The organism is Synechococcus sp. A15-24 (assembly GCF_014280195.1).
Taxonomy (GTDB): Bacteria; Cyanobacteriota; Cyanobacteriia; order PCC-6307; family Cyanobiaceae; genus Parasynechococcus.
Map to the genome: position 1 here is coordinate 273,079 of NZ_CP047960.1, position 13,305 is coordinate 286,383.

General features: G+C 63.7%; 13 protein-coding genes and 1 pseudogene. 5 read left to right on the top strand and 9 right to left on the bottom strand.

Annotated features, from left to right (window positions below; translation table 11 throughout):
* Nucleotides 1-8: 8 nt before the first annotated feature.
* Nucleotides 9-593 carry a thioredoxin family protein gene (locus tag SynA1524_RS01335; RefSeq protein ID WP_186498635.1) on the bottom strand — a complete coding sequence of 195 codons (585 nt, stop codon included), beginning with the start codon at nucleotides 591-593 and terminating at the stop codon, nucleotides 9-11.
* Nucleotides 594-651: 58 nt separating this feature from the next.
* Here SynA1524_RS01335 and SynA1524_RS01340 point away from each other — a divergent pair, with 58 nt between their 5' ends.
* Nucleotides 652-1,164, top strand: a complete 513-nt coding sequence (locus SynA1524_RS01340; protein ID WP_186498636.1) for a hypothetical protein — start codon at nucleotides 652-654, stop codon at nucleotides 1,162-1,164.
* On the opposite strand, the gene SynA1524_RS01345 is transcribed toward SynA1524_RS01340, so the two are convergent.
* The gene (locus SynA1524_RS01345) at nucleotides 1,149-1,586 is read right to left on the bottom strand and encodes a hypothetical protein (RefSeq protein ID WP_186498637.1); all 438 of its coding nucleotides are present in this window, start codon (nucleotides 1,584-1,586) and stop codon (nucleotides 1,149-1,151) included. The two genes, SynA1524_RS01340 and SynA1524_RS01345, sit on opposite strands and share 16 nt — an antisense overlap.
* A 15-nt stretch (nucleotides 1,587-1,601) precedes the next feature.
* Nucleotides 1,602-2,501, bottom strand: coding sequence for an FAD-binding domain-containing protein (locus SynA1524_RS01350; RefSeq protein WP_186498638.1), 900 nt, complete (start codon nucleotides 2,499-2,501; stop codon nucleotides 1,602-1,604).
* Between the two features lie 83 nt (nucleotides 2,502-2,584).
* Here SynA1524_RS01350 and fabI point away from each other — a divergent pair, with 83 nt between their 5' ends.
* The 4 genes from fabI to SynA1524_RS01370 all read left to right on the top strand — a co-directional run bounded on the left by fabI (nucleotide 2,585) and on the right by SynA1524_RS01370 (nucleotide 6,340).
* Nucleotides 2,585-3,367 (top strand): enoyl-ACP reductase FabI, encoded by a 783-nt coding sequence (fabI, locus tag SynA1524_RS01355; RefSeq protein ID WP_186498639.1) that lies wholly within the window; start codon nucleotides 2,585-2,587, stop codon nucleotides 3,365-3,367.
* Nucleotides 3,368-3,396: 29 nt separating this feature from the next.
* Nucleotides 3,397-4,005: an imidazoleglycerol-phosphate dehydratase HisB gene (hisB, locus tag SynA1524_RS01360; protein ID WP_186498640.1), complete on the top strand. Its 609-nt coding sequence runs from the start codon at nucleotides 3,397-3,399 to the stop codon at nucleotides 4,003-4,005.
* A 60-nt stretch (nucleotides 4,006-4,065) separates the two neighbouring features.
* Nucleotides 4,066-5,535, top strand: coding sequence for a carotenoid oxygenase family protein (locus tag SynA1524_RS01365; RefSeq protein WP_186498641.1), 1,470 nt, complete (start codon nucleotides 4,066-4,068; stop codon nucleotides 5,533-5,535).
* A gap of 151 nt (nucleotides 5,536-5,686) precedes the next feature.
* A complete protein-coding gene (locus SynA1524_RS01370) occupies nucleotides 5,687-6,340 on the top strand; it encodes an SIMPL domain-containing protein (RefSeq protein WP_186498642.1) in 654 nt (217 codons plus the stop codon).
* Here the strand turns inward: SynA1524_RS01370 and SynA1524_RS01375 are convergent.
* The 6 genes and pseudogenes from SynA1524_RS01375 to SynA1524_RS01400 all read right to left on the bottom strand — a co-directional run bounded on the left by SynA1524_RS01375 (nucleotide 6,333) and on the right by SynA1524_RS01400 (nucleotide 13,282).
* A complete protein-coding gene (locus SynA1524_RS01375; protein ID WP_186498643.1) occupies nucleotides 6,333-7,880 on the bottom strand; it encodes a BCCT family transporter in 1,548 nt (515 codons plus the stop codon). The two genes, SynA1524_RS01370 and SynA1524_RS01375, sit on opposite strands and share 8 nt — an antisense overlap.
* 3 nt (nucleotides 7,881-7,883) lie before the next feature.
* A pseudogene (locus SynA1524_RS01380) lies at nucleotides 7,884-9,075 on the bottom strand (FAD-dependent oxidoreductase).
* A complete protein-coding gene (locus tag SynA1524_RS01385; RefSeq protein WP_186498644.1) occupies nucleotides 9,072-10,127 on the bottom strand; it encodes a Glu/Leu/Phe/Val dehydrogenase dimerization domain-containing protein in 1,056 nt (351 codons plus the stop codon). The pseudogene SynA1524_RS01380 and the gene SynA1524_RS01385 overlap by 4 nt, the downstream one beginning before the upstream one ends.
* On the bottom strand, nucleotides 10,127-11,164 hold the full coding sequence (locus tag SynA1524_RS01390) for a class I SAM-dependent methyltransferase (protein WP_186498645.1): 1,038 nt from the start codon (nucleotides 11,162-11,164) through the stop codon (nucleotides 10,127-10,129). The genes SynA1524_RS01385 and SynA1524_RS01390 overlap by 1 nt, the downstream gene beginning before the upstream one ends.
* A 79-nt stretch (nucleotides 11,165-11,243) precedes the next feature.
* On the bottom strand, nucleotides 11,244-11,822 hold the full coding sequence (gene rdgB, locus SynA1524_RS01395) for an RdgB/HAM1 family non-canonical purine NTP pyrophosphatase (RefSeq protein WP_186498646.1): 579 nt from the start codon (nucleotides 11,820-11,822) through the stop codon (nucleotides 11,244-11,246).
* Nucleotides 11,819-13,282, bottom strand: coding sequence for a phosphoglucomutase/phosphomannomutase family protein (locus tag SynA1524_RS01400; protein WP_186498647.1), 1,464 nt, complete (start codon nucleotides 13,280-13,282; stop codon nucleotides 11,819-11,821). The genes rdgB and SynA1524_RS01400 overlap by 4 nt, the downstream gene beginning before the upstream one ends.
* Nucleotides 13,283-13,305: the final 23 nt, after the last annotated feature.

A 13,305-nucleotide genomic window follows, 5' to 3' on the forward strand; every position in this document is an offset into this window, starting at 1 on the left:
TAAGCGGATCAGCCGAACCAGTCCGGTTCCTGTCCGGGGTTCCATTTCACGTTGCAGCCCACCGAAGGACGTTGCTCTGGATGGACGGTCTGGCCAGCGAGCACTGCATCCAGGGCTGCGCGCAGATCAACGCCGTTGAGCGGCACGTCGTTGCCGGGGCGGCTGCCATCGAGCTGACCGCGATACCGCAGGGTCTGCAGGCTATTCGCATCAGCGTCGAACAGATAAAACTCTGGGGTGCAGGCGGCCCGCAGGGCCTTGGCCAGGCTCTGTTCCTCATCAAGCAGATATGGAAAGCTCCAGCCCCAACGTTTGGCCTGATCGGCCAACTGCTCTGGTCCGTCCTGGGGATGGGTGATCAGGCTGTTACTGCTGACCGCCAGCAATTGAACCGCTGTGCCGTATTCATACTCCAGCCGGCTCAGTTCCGGTTCCACGTGCTTCACAAACGGGCAGTGGGCACAGATCACCATCAGCAGCAGTGGCCGCCCATGCAGGTCGGCAGAGCTGATGCTGCCGCCAGCAACTGCCGGCAGGGAGAACGCCGGCAATGAAGTTCCCAGCTCTAACATCGTTGAAGTTTTGAGGGCCATGGCGATTCCTGCAGGTCCGTCGGGTTGCCATCAGGATGGCCGCTGCTTGTGAAAAGCGATGCAGCGCAGGCTGGCCATGGCAGGGGTGATGGTGTTGCTGGGTTGTACGGCGCCGGCGGAACCCCCCAGCTGGCGGGTCATGCCCCTGCAGCGCTATGCCCCCCATGACGGCTTGGCGGTGGTGAACCAGCCGGATGGCTACGGACTGCATATCTTTCTGGAGACCGACACCAGTGATCCAGCGATTTGTCGACCGCGCTGGCTACCGGACCCAGCCCGTTTGTTCAACGGCAACGGCACGACACCGTTCAGCTCCGGACTGGCGACCCGCGGCGAGTTCTTTGCGGCGGTGGCACGCAAGGACGTGACGAAAGCCCTGCAGCGTGAGCTGGAAGCACTTTGCAAGCAGCGCGCCCCTGATGCCCGTTGGCTCTGGACTGAACCGCCGCGGTCCGAGGCGGAGGTGGTGCCTGTGCAACTGCCGGCCCTGGAGCAGGGAGAGCTGCTCACCAACCCCGTCGATGAGTTGGAGCGGGTCGAAGCCTTGCTGCGCAATCAGCCGGGGCTGTAGCCCTCCCACACCACCGGTTCCGCCTCCCGCCAATAACGGCTGAAGCGTCCGAGCCGTGGCGGCCGGGGAAGCTCCACAAAGGGATCCGGATCCAGTTCGTCGAGAGGAAGCTTCGCTCCAATCGCATCGGCGATCTGCTGCAGGCGCGGATCCACGGCGGAGCTGGTCACCACGCCGTCAGCGTCGTGGCGCTGCGCGAAGGCCAGCACTTCAGCGGCCACATCGCCCTTGCGCAGGGTGACCGGTAGCTCCAGGGCCGCCTCGTAGAGAAAGCCCAGCCGTTTGCGGCTGATTCGGCTGGCCTGGATCCACTGGGTGTCAAAGACGAACAGAGCGAGGGCATCCGGCCAGGTCCGCAGGGCGGGATTGGCGGGGCCAAGGGCCTCGTCGTGAATCCAGAGGATCGGTCGTTGCATTGCCATGGTGTCTGTCCAGATCTATCGCTTGGGTCGGGCCAGCGCGGCACTGGCGCCTCCGCCGTTCCTGCGCTGGCGGTTGCGTCCCGTTCCGGTGTCCCGAATGGCCGGCATCGGGGTAAACAGCTGGCTTTCCAGCTGGTCGTAACTGCCCTCGAACGGACAGGCATCGGCGCTGGGGCATCCCTCGCAATACCGGCCATCGCTGTAGCGCTCCAGGTTGCCGCGGTTGAAGAAGTAGGGCTTTTGGCTGAAGCTGCTGGCCACCCACTGCCAACTCAGGTGATTACTGGCGGGATCGCCATCCAGCAGATGCTCGAGGAACCAGTTGGCCCCGGCTGTCCAATGCACCCGCCGCCAGTGCACCAGCCAGGCGGCCATCCACATCCGGGCGTGGTTGTGCAGCCATCCCGTGGTCACCAGCTCGTCGCGGAAGCCATCCATGCAGGCCAGTCCGGTGCGGCCGTCGCGCACGTCCTGAGGTAGCTCTCTGGCATAGGAGCTGGCGTCGTGACCGGTCTTGAATGCCTCCTGGTCGTCGTGGATGCCGTCGCCCAGATCGAGCCACATCCGCTGCCAGAAGTCGCGCCAGCCCAATTCGTTGATCAATTTCCCGCCATCGTCCCGCTTGCGGATCCGCTCAAACACCGCCTGCTTCACCTCCGCCAGCGTCAGCACGCCATGGCGGATGTACGGAGAGAGGCCAGTGACGGCACCGTTCAGATGGTTGCGACTTTTGGCGTAGCGAGCCGGTTGCACCCGCGCCAACTTGGCTTCCGCGGCCTGGCGGCCACCGGGGATCGGACTGAGCGGACCCTCTGCGCTGGGAAATTCCTCAACCAGCAGCGCCTCGAGGGCGTCTCGTGAGGCGAACTGACGGGGCAGATCGCCAGGGTTGTGGGGTGACGGGGTGCTGGGCACCGGCCTTTTGAAGCAAGCAAGCCGAGATCCTGGCGGGGGATGGGGGAGAATCGCGCGATCTCAACCCGTTCCGGTCCGTTCCGATGCTGCTTGATCTCACCGGCAAGAAGATCCTCGTCACCGGCATCGCTAACAACCGTTCGATCGCCTGGGGGATTGCTCAGCAGCTCAAGGCGGCCGGTGCTGAGCTCGGCATCACCTATCTGCCTGATGAAAAAGGCCGCTTCGAGGCCAAGGTGCGCGAACTCACTGCTCCCCTGGAGCCCAGCCTCTTCTTGCCTCTGAATGTTCAGGACGCCGACCAGATGGCTGAGGTTTTCGGCGAGATCAAGGCGAAGTGGGGAGTTCTTGATGGTCTGGTGCATTGCCTGGCCTTTGCCGGCAAGGAGGAGTTGATCGGCGATTACAGCGCCACCACGGCGGAAGGCTTTGCCCGCTCCCTCGACATCAGCGCCTATTCCCTGGCGCCCCTCTGTGCCCATGCCAAGCCGCTGTTCAGCGAGAAGGCCGGCGTGATCACGCTGTCCTATCTCGGCGCTGAGCGGGCGATTCCCAACTACAACGTGATGGGCGTCGCCAAGGCGGCTCTTGAGGCTTCCGTTCGCTATCTGGCCGCTGAGCTGGGTCCCGAGAAGCAGGTACGCGTCAACGCCATCAGCGCCGGCCCGATCCGCACCCTGGCCAGCTCTGCCATCGGCGGCATTCTCGACATGATCCACAACGTGGAGGAAAAGGCTCCCCTGCGCCGCACCGTGACTCAGATGGAGGTGGGTGGCACCGCTGCCTTCCTGCTCAGTGATCTGGCCAGCGGCATCTCCGGTCAGACCATCTACGTCGATGCGGGCTACTGCGTCACCGGCATGTGAGGCAGCATGAGGGCAGTGGAGCAACGGTGATGGCACGTCAGGGAACGATCCATCGGGTTACCGGTGAAACCGACGTGAAGGTGCGGCTGGACCTGGACGGCTCTGGCCAGTGCCAGGCCAGCACCGGGGTGCCGTTCCTTGACCACATGCTTCATCAGATCAGCAGCCACGGCCTGATCGACCTGGAGATCAATGCGGTGGGAGACACCCACATTGACGATCACCACACCAATGAAGATGTGGGCATCGCTGTGGGTCAGGCCCTGGCCCAGGCCCTGGGGGACCGCCGGGGCATCCACCGCTTCGGTCACTTTGTGGCACCGCTGGATGAGGCCTTGGTGCAGGTCGCCCTGGATTGTTCCGGACGCCCCCATCTGAGCTACAGCCTCAGCATTCCCAGTCAGAAGATCGGCAGCTACGACACCGAGCTGGTGAAGGAGTTCTTCGTGGCGGTGGTCAACAACAGCGGCCTCACGTTGCACATCCGCCAGCTCGATGGCGTGAACTCTCACCACATCGTGGAGGCCTGTTTCAAGGCCTTTTCCAGGGCGTTGCGCATGGCCACGGAAATCGATCCCCGTCGTGCGGGTGCCATTCCAAGCAGCAAAGGGGTGCTTGAGCAAGCTGGCGCCAACTGACGCCATCCCCGCGCTTCACAGTCCGTTGCGAGAGGATGGGCCAAAGTCGTTCGTTGGCCTGTGACCGTCGCCCCCGCCCGTCCCTACAACCGCAGCGACTGGGCCAGCTCCTTCGTCAACGTCGACGAGGAACTCACCGATGTAGCTCTCACCCCTGTACGAGGGGTCGTGCCGGCGGAGCTCCAAGGCACCTTTTACCGCAACGGTCCTGGCCGCTTGGAGCGGGATGGCCAGCGGGTCCATCACCCCTTTGATGGCGACGGCATGATCGCCGCCATGCGGTTTGACAACGGACGCGTCCAGCTGACCAATCGCTTCGTTCGCACCGAGGGCTTGCTGGCGGAGGAGAAGGCCGACAAGGTGTTGTACCGCGGTGTTTTTGGGAGTCAGAAGCCCGGCGGACGTTTGGCCAATGCCTTCGACCTGCGGTTGAAGAACATTGCCAACACCAATGTGGTTCGACTGGGGGACCAGCTCCTGGCTCTCTGGGAAGCGGCCGAGCCCCACGCCCTTGATCCTCAAAGCCTGGAAACGCGTGGGCTGTCACGGCTGGACGGCGTGCTGAAAAAGGGTGAGGCCTTCAGTGCCCACCCCCGCTTCGACCCCGGCCATAACGGCCGACCCAGCATGGTCACCTTTGGGGTCAAGACCGGTCCCCGCAGCACCATCCGCCTGATGGAATTCGCCACGGAGGGCCCTGACGCTGGAACCCTGCTGCACGATCGTTCCGACAACTTCCCTGGTTTCGCCTTCCTGCACGACTTCGCCATCACCCCCAATTGGGCGGTGTTCCTGCAGAACGCCATCGCCTTCAACCCCCTGCCTTTCGTCACCGGTGAAAAAGGGGCAGCCCAGTGCTTGCAGTCCAAACCGGGCGGCAAGGGGCGCTTCTGGCTGATTCCGCGGGATTCCGGCGAGTTCGCGGGGCAGAAGCCCCGCATCCTGGAAGCCCCTGAGGGCTTTGTTTTCCATCACCTCAACGCTTTTGAGGACGGCGATCACGTGGTGGTGGAGAGCATCGTCTACGACGACTTCCCCTCCATCGGCCCTGACGATGACTTCGCCGAGGTGGATTTCGACACGGTGCCGAACGGAATCCTGCATCGCTGCCGCCTTGATCTGAGCCGCGAGATAGTGAAGACCGAGCGGATTTCAGAGCGCACCTGCGAGTTCGCCATGGTGAACCCGGAGCGGCAGGGGCTGAGTGCCCAGTTCGCCTGGATGGCGGTGGCCGAGCGGGAGACTGGCAACGATCCGCTGCAGGCGATTCAGAAGTTGGATCTCAGCAGCGGTGCCACCCACACCTGGAGTGCTGCACCCCGCGGATTCGTGAGTGAACCATTGATGGTGCGTCGTCCCGGTGCTGAAGCCGAAGACGACGGCTGGGTGCTCGATCTCGTCTGGAACGGTGCACGACGGGCCTCCGATCTGGTGATCCTCAACGCCCGTGATCTGTCTGAAGTGGCGGTGCTGGAGCTGCCGTTGGCGGTGCCCCATGGGCTCCATGGCAGTTGGGCTGCAGAGTCCTGAGCTTTCCGTCAAATCTGGTCACATCTTCTCCGTTCTTTGACATTGCCTGGTTGCCTTCAGCGGCGGCTGCGGCGCTACAGCAGTTGAAGAGACCGCGGCGACAGGAATGTTTGTGAAGGGCGAAAGGATTGCTGCGTGGACATTGCCTGTCTTGTCAGCCTGCATCCTTATTCCTTCGCCTCGCCCCCTGCGGGCGGAAACCTGGTCCTGTTCCGGAACCAGGCTGAAACTTTCGGTGCAGGAGCGGGGCCGCAGTGCAGTGGAGCGTTTTCGCTTTTCCCTGGCCGTTTCGGGTGAGGGAGCTGATGAGGCAAAAGCACTGCAGCAGCTCAACCGTCGTCTGGACAGCGTGCGCCGGGAGTTGAAGCCGCTGGTGCAGGGTCAGCTGGTTGTGCCAGCGCCCCACACCCACAAACGGGGACGAGCGTCAGAACAGCGCTACATGGCCAACACAGGCGTGTCCGGGCACGTCGGGCTGGGCACGTACAACCGTTTGATTCAAGCGGTGGGTGGTATGCCAGGGGTGCGACTGCAGGGCATGGAATCTGTGGCGGCGCCAGAGAAGGAAGCTGCCCTGCGGCAGCGCTTGATGACGGACGCGTTGAATCAGGGTCAGGCTGATGCTGAAACGACGGCCCGGGCCATCGGTGCTTCGGAAGTCAGATTGCTAAGCATCGATCGTGCGGGGGCTATGGGCAGGCCAAGACCGTTGCGGATGGAGGCAGTCTCCCAGGGGTTTGATCCGGAGGAAGCTCCCGAACCAACGATCACCCTCCGCCTGCAACTGGAATACTGCCTCAGCTGAGTCCTTCTCGCTGCGCCTCCTTCCAGGCCAGCCGAGGAGCACTCCAAAGGGTGGCCAGCACCAGAGGGGTGACCGGTACGGCGGTGATCACGATGAAGGCCTGCAGCGCATCGATGGAGGTGCTGTCCCCCAGACCACTGCCGATGCGGAGCAGCACAAGGGTGAGGCTGCCGATCATCAGCGCCCAGAACAAGCGCAGCGGGGCAGGCGGTTCGTTGCGGCCACTCATCACCATGGCGGCCGCGTAGCTCATCGAGTCGGCACTGGTGCACATGAACAGCACCACCAACACCAGTCCGATCGGGATCAGCAAACCGGCCAGGGGGAGTTGGCTGAGGATCGCGAATAGGGCAGCCGCTGCACCGTTCTGGGCCAGGGCCTCACTGATTCCCGCACCCGCCAGTTCCAGTTGCAAGCCGGTGCCCCCGAGCAGGGTGAACCAGATGTTGGTCACGATCGGGCAGAGAATCGCAACGGCAAGCACCAGCTCGCGGATGCTGCGGCCGCGGCTGACGCCAGCGGTGAAAAGTCCCATCAGTGGTGCATACCCAAGGAACCAGCCCCAGTAGAAGACCGTCCATCCGTTGATCCAGTTGCCCGGCGCCACGTTGGGCGTCAGGGCCATCCGAGGCAGGTGGATCAGATATGTGAGAAAGCCGCTGAAAAAGTGCTGAATCAGCCACAGGCCAGGCCCGAGTAGCAGCAGCCCGGCCGCCATGGTGAGCGTCAGCCAGACGTTGAGTTCAGACAGCCACTTGATCCCCTTCTGAATGCCGCTGACGGTGGAGCTGGCGAAGACAGCGGTGAGCAGCACCACCACCAGCGATTGCAGCCCGGCGCTGTCGCTGAGCCAGGGCAGTTGGCCGGCGGCGTTGCTGAGTTGCAGCGAGAGAAATCCCAGGGGGCCAACCGTGCCGGCAATCGCGGCGACCACCGACAGCCCATCGGCCAGGTGACCGATCGGTCCATCCACCCAGCCCCGTGGCACGACATTCACCAGCAGGGTGCGTGGCCTGAGAGGCTCGCCCCGCCGTTCCAGGATCGAAAAGGTGATGGTGGTGGTGGTGGCCACCAGGGCCCAGGCGAGAAAGCCCCAGTGCAGAAAGCTCACCGCCAAGGCCGGATCCACCGCTTCTGCGGTGCCGCCCTGGATGCCTTCAAAAACGGGTGATGGGGTCTGGAAGTGATACAGCGGTTCAGCGGCAGACCAGAACACGCCCCCACCGGCCAGCAGGGTGCAGATCAGCACCGCGCACCAATCGAACAGTTTCAGGCTCGGTTTGGCCTCAGCTCCACCCAGCCGGAGTTTGCCGACGGGACTGATGGCAATGACCACGGCAATCAGAAACACCAGCAACACCATCCATTGCCACAGCCCGCCGAGGGCCGTGCTCACCACGGCTTTGCCGTTGTCGGTGAACTGCTTGGCCAGGGCGAGATCGATGGCTGACACCACCAAAAAGATCAGCAGCGGTGTGGCGCCGACCCACAGGGGTGGCTGTCGCCACCAGGACCGTTGGCTGGAGGATTGGATGGTCATGCTTCAGGCTCGGACGGCATCGCGCTGGTGGCTCCAGCAGGTGAGGTCAACGGCGGGCTGCTCGCCGCAGGCCAGCCGTGCCAAGGAATCTCCGATCAGTGGCGCGAACTTGAAGGCCTGACCGGAGCCACCGGCGAAAAGGCTGAGGGTGGGGCTGAGGCGATCCAGCACGAAGTTCACATCGCTGGCCATGGAGTAGGGGCTCATAACCGTCTCCACCCGCTCTTGCACACCGGCCACCTCGTTGAACAGGAAGGTGTCCAGCAGTTCCACGAGCCTTTCCGGCGGCTCAGTGGCCATGGCATTGGGCTCAGCGACTCTGAGCTCTTTTGGTGCCCAGTCGATGCCGGCTTTGATCCGTGGCCGTCCATCGGCGGTGTGGCTCAGCACCGGGAAGGCGTAGTACAGGCCACCGTCGTCACCCCGTTCGCGCTGGAAGCAGAACCACTGGGGATAACGATCGGCGAGGGCCGGGTCGACGGTGTAGTGGGCCCAGAGCATCGGCCAGACCTCCAGTTTCGGCGCAAGGCCAAGGGGCGCCAGCAGCAGCTGAGTCCAGATGCCGCTGGTCACCACCACCTGGCCAGCACCGATGTGATGGCCGTTGTCCAGGGTCACGCCGGTTCCGTCGGCATCGATGCCTGCAACTGGGCAGTGCTCGATCAACTCCTGACCAGCTTGCCGGGCTGTGCGGGTCCAGTGGGCGATCACCTTGTCGCTGCGCACGGCACCGGCGGTCGGTTCGAACAATCCCGTGAACTCCGGCTTGGGCTTCAGCGGGAAACGCGCTCTGATGGCATCGGCATCAAGGGCTTCGTAGGGAATGCCCTGATCGTCCATCACCCGGCGGGCGCCGGGGATTGAGCCTTCGATGGTCTCCTCGTCCCAGCTCTCGCCGTAAAACAGCAGGCCATGGGTTTCCCTGAGCTGCTCTCCGGCGTGGGTTTCCTCCTCCCGCCACAGACGGTTGGCCTCCTGGGCCAGGCGACAGAGCACCGGGTCGGAATACATCTCCCGGAACATCCTGGCCCACGCCAAAGCTGCTGGCTTTGGCGTGGGCCAGGGTCTTGGCTTCCAACAGCACCACATCACGGATGCCGCGGCGCGCCAGGGAAGCGGCGCAGCTGAGGCCAGCCATGCCACCACCGACGATGACGACGGCCGCTTGGTTCGGCAGAGAGGAGGCTTGATTCATGCGGCGTCTCCGAAGCTGAGGCCGATGGGATCGGTGGCTGGGGCGGCTGCCACTTCGTTCAAAGCGGCTCCAACCGACAGGCCCTGATCGCGCTGGTTGAGGTAATCCGTGGCCCTGCGGCGCACTTCCTCCCGCACGAAGGCGTAAACGTCCTTGGCGCCGGCATCCTTCCAGGCATCCGGCGAGAAGCGCTCGATCGAATCGGCGATCACAGCACCGGCGTTCACCAGGGGGTCCGGCAGGACGCGAATGCCCCGTTGACGCAATGCATCGGCTAGTTGAGGACTCTGGAACGGAGCATTGGCTGCCGGCACCACGGAGGTGACACGCAAGGCGGAGGCCATCTCCGCATTGATCAGACCGGAGATGGAACAGGGCAGCAGCAGGTCGAGCTTCAGTTCCCACCAAGGGCATCCCTGGGGAAGGGGCGTAGCACCGGGGAATCCAGCCCGCTCACGGCTGAGATCCACGGTGAACACGGTCCAGCCATGCTCCACCAAGGTTTGGGCCACAGTTCCCCCCACCGCGCCGCAGCCGTGCACCAGGGCACGGCCAGGTTTTGCATCCTTGAGTTCTGATTCGAGTACCGCTTCCACGGCGCCCAGGGTGCCGTGGGCCGTGGCGGCGCTGGCATCAACAGGACTGCCGACGGCAGCGAGCACATGTGGTGTCAGCTCTGTGAGCCTCTCCATGTCCTCGAGGCTGGTGTTGAGGTCACAGCCGGTGATCATGACCCCGTCAAGGGACTTTAGCAGTTCTGCTGTCACGTTGATCAGCTCATCCTTGACGGCGGCGGGTTCCTTGGCCCGCGCCACGATCTTGCCGCCGGCAAAACCGGTGCCGTAAAGATCGTGCTTGTGGGTCATCAGGCCGGCCAGCCGCTCGCCGTCGGCGATACAGGCTTCATCGCTGGGGTAGTTCAGCAGGCGCAATCCACCGTTGGCGGGTCGCTTGGCATCGGTGTCCTCGGCCACCACAAACACCGAGAGATGGTCGGAGACGTGTTCCGCCAGCACCGAAACAGTCGGTGTGGGTCTGGTTGTGGTGGTCATCAGGCCACCTTCTCCATCATCTGGTGGTGCTCGACGTAATCGAGACTCCACTCACTCGGAGCATCCGCGATGCGCTGCTCCAGACGTGCGTAAACCTGATCGGCCAACGCATCACCAGCAACACTGGCAAAGCTGTGGCGGCTCCAGCTGCGAATGGTGGCCATCAACCCAGCGGCAAAGCTGGCGGTGTCACCGTCCTCGTTCCAGCGACGGCGGTATGGACATTTCACGTACACCGTGCGCTCGTCGACCAGTCGCAGGCCATTGCGGTAGGGGGCTGAGGCCGTGTCCTTCAACGGCGCCATGAATTCCTCTGGCGACTTGTAGAAGTTCAGTACGGTCCCTTTGCGGTACTGCTCCTCGCTGATCAGACCTTCATCGGCCATGCCGCGCCAGATCTGGTGCAACTGGTCGTGGACATTGCGGGTCTCACCACCGTTATGACCGAGGTAGCGACCTTCACCATCCCGGGACAGGTTCACCGTCAGCAGTCGTCCACCCACCTGCAGCTCCTTGCTGCGCAATTCCAGGATGTAGGTCCAGTCCTTGAGGGCCTGAGCGGTGAAACGCTGCAGGGCCTCAGCATCGCCGGAAGCCAGCACGTGGGTGTGGGTGTCCAGAGGACCCGGCGACGCACTGAGCCAGTGCATGGCCGTGGCGGAGAAGCCGAAACTCACCGTGTTCGGAGCCACAGCTGGCTCGTAGAAGCTGCGGGCGCTCACCAGCACCGTCGGTTTGGGTCCCCTGGGGATTTGCAGAGCCAGGTTCTCGGCCAGGGCCACGTTGTCGTTGCTCGGCAGGTCATTGCCGATCAGCGTCAGGTGAGCATCGGGCTGGTTGGCGTGCAGGCGGTCCAGCACCTGATGCCAGAGACCGACTGCGGTGCCACCATCGGCAGCTCCGTAATCGATCAGCACATGACTGGTTTGAGCAGTCAGTTGGTCAACACAAGTCAAGGCCCAGTCCGAGGCGGCTTCGATGCAGAGGAGAGCGCCTTCGGTCTGCGCGCTGTAACCCGTGGTCATGGCGATGGCCATCGACCTCGTCAGCGGCAGCCGTCACCGTACAGGACGCATTTGTCAGAGCTTCGTGACAGAGAGCACCTGCCTATCAAGGCTAGGCGGAGAGCAAGTCCCGCAACTGCGGTTCCAGCAGGGCAAAGGCCTTGCCGCGGTGGCCATGGGATTTTTTCTCCGTCAGCGGCATCTGAGCGAAGGTGAGCCCGGTGCCGCTCACTTCAAAAATCGGGTCGTAGCCAAAGCCGCAGTCGCCGCGGGGGGTTGTGGTGATCCAGCCATCACAATGCCCTTCCACTTCGATCAACACGCTGCCATCAGGGGAGACAACACAAAGTGCGGCACAGAACTGAGCGTCACGTTCGCTGGCGTTGCTCAGCGCCCCGAGCAGTTTTTCGATCCGTTCCGGGTCTGTGGGGGCGTAACGCGCCGAATGAACGCCTGGGGCTCCCCCCAGAGCGTTCACGCTCAACCCGGAATCATCAGCAAGGGCCCAGCTGCCTGTCATGGCGGCCACAGCCGTGGCCTTGATCCGGGCATTGGCTGCGAATGTGCTGCCGGTCTCCTCCACATCAAACCCCTGCGGCTGCGCCTGAACGTTGAGAGGTAGGTGCTGCAGCAGGCCCTGAAATTCACGGATCTTGCCGGCGTTCCCGCTGGCGATCACCAGGGTTCTCATGCGGCTTCGGCGTAACGCTTTGCCCAGGCCAGCACAGCACGGACCCGATCGCGATCCGGGGCTTCGCAGTACAGGCGCAGCAGGGGCTCCGTGCCGGAGAAGCGCAGCATCAGCCAATGGCTGGCGCCCATGCGCAGCTTGATGCCGTCTGTGGTGTTCACTTCAACCACCGCGGCACCGGCCACCTCCTGGGGTGTGGAGCTCGCCAGCAGGGTCTCCAGACGTCGTCGCGCCTCCATGTCCGGCAGCCGCAGGTCCAGCCGGTCGTAATGGCTGGCACCACTATGGCGTCGCTGCAGAGCGTCAAGTCGGCGGCCGAGGGGTTGGCCGCCTTCCACCAGCGCTTCCAGCACGAGCATCGCGGCGAACAGGGCATCCCGTTCCGGCAGATGCATGCCGAAGCCCACCCCCCCGGACTCCTCCCCACCGATCAGCACCTCACCCGTCAGCATCTCGCTGGCGATGTACTTGAACCCGACGGCTAGTTCCAGGACTTCACGGTCCTGAGCTTCTGCCACCAGGCGCATCAGATCGGAACCGCTCACAGTCTTCACCACCGTTCCAGGCAGCTGGCGGGCCCGGGCGAGATGGTCGATCAGCAGGGGCATCAGCAGCTGAGTACTGCAGAACCGACCGTTCTCATCCACGGCGGCGATGCGATCACCATCCCCATCGAAGACCAGACCCACCGCTGGTGTGCCCGCTGCCGTGGAGTGCTGAACCGCTGTGATCAGGTCGCTGAGGTATGGGGCCAGGGGTTCCGGTGGATGGCCGCCGAACAGGGGATCACGCGTGCTGCGGATCTCGTCCACCAACTCAGAGGCTTCAGGGCCGAGCAGATCGCTGACACAGCCGGCTGCAGATCCATGCATCGGGTCGACGAACACCTTCAGGTTCATCGCCTTCAGGCCCGTCACCAAAGCGGTGAGGTCCAATTTGCGACGCAATCCCTCAAGGTGCTCACCCCGCCCGTCGAAACGGCTGGTGGTCGCTGCAATGGGTGGTGTGATGCCGCCAGCCGCCAGGCGTCGCTCCACCGATGCGGTGAAGTCCCCCTCCACCGAGCCTCCGAAGGGACCTTTGATTTTCAGACCCAGCCATTCAGGGGGGTTATGGCTGGCAGTGATCACCAGGGCTCCCAGCGCTTTGCGTTCCACCACCGCCCAGCTGCAGGCAGGTGTCGGCACGGGCGTCTCGGTGAGGAGTGGCTCAAGCTCGCAGCCACGCACGGCATTGGCGATGGCTTCCGCCAGTTCCGGTGCCAGGAAGCGGCGATCGAAGCCGATGATCACCGTGCGGCTGTTCAGACCGTCTGGTGCGCGATGGGCCAGCTCCTGGGCCGCTGCAGCTGCGACTGGCAGCAACCGCTCAACGGTGATGTCCACCCCCAGGACGCCGCGCCAGCCGTCGGTGCCGAACTTGATCGGCGCGGGTATGAGGCGGAGAGGTGCTGACGCCATGGCCGAAAGGGCAATGATCAGGA

What these genes read in the sequence shown, in the direction of transcription:
- SynA1524_RS01345 (WP_186498637.1), bottom strand. Translation starts at nt 1,586, where the DNA reads ATGGCAATGCAACGACCGATCCTCTGGATTCACGACGAGGCCCTTGGC.
- SynA1524_RS01400 (WP_186498647.1), bottom strand. Translation starts at nt 13,282, where the DNA reads ATGGCGTCAGCACCTCTCCGCCTCATACCCGCGCCGATCAAGTTCGGC.
- SynA1524_RS01340 (WP_186498636.1), top strand. Translation starts at nt 652, where the DNA reads ATGCAGCGCAGGCTGGCCATGGCAGGGGTGATGGTGTTGCTGGGTTGT.
- SynA1524_RS01335 (WP_186498635.1), bottom strand. Translation starts at nt 593, where the DNA reads ATGGCCCTCAAAACTTCAACGATGTTAGAGCTGGGAACTTCATTGCCG.
- SynA1524_RS01390 (WP_186498645.1), bottom strand. Translation starts at nt 11,164, where the DNA reads ATGGCCATCGCCATGACCACGGGTTACAGCGCGCAGACCGAAGGCGCT.
- SynA1524_RS01375 (WP_186498643.1), bottom strand. Translation starts at nt 7,880, where the DNA reads ATGACCATCCAATCCTCCAGCCAACGGTCCTGGTGGCGACAGCCACCC.
- hisB (WP_186498640.1), top strand. Translation starts at nt 3,397, where the DNA reads ATGGCACGTCAGGGAACGATCCATCGGGTTACCGGTGAAACCGACGTG.
- SynA1524_RS01385 (WP_186498644.1), bottom strand. Translation starts at nt 10,127, where the DNA reads ATGACCACCACAACCAGACCCACACCGACTGTTTCGGTGCTGGCGGAA.
- fabI (WP_186498639.1), top strand. Translation starts at nt 2,585, where the DNA reads ATGCTGCTTGATCTCACCGGCAAGAAGATCCTCGTCACCGGCATCGCT.
- rdgB (WP_186498646.1), bottom strand. Translation starts at nt 11,822, where the DNA reads ATGAGAACCCTGGTGATCGCCAGCGGGAACGCCGGCAAGATCCGTGAA.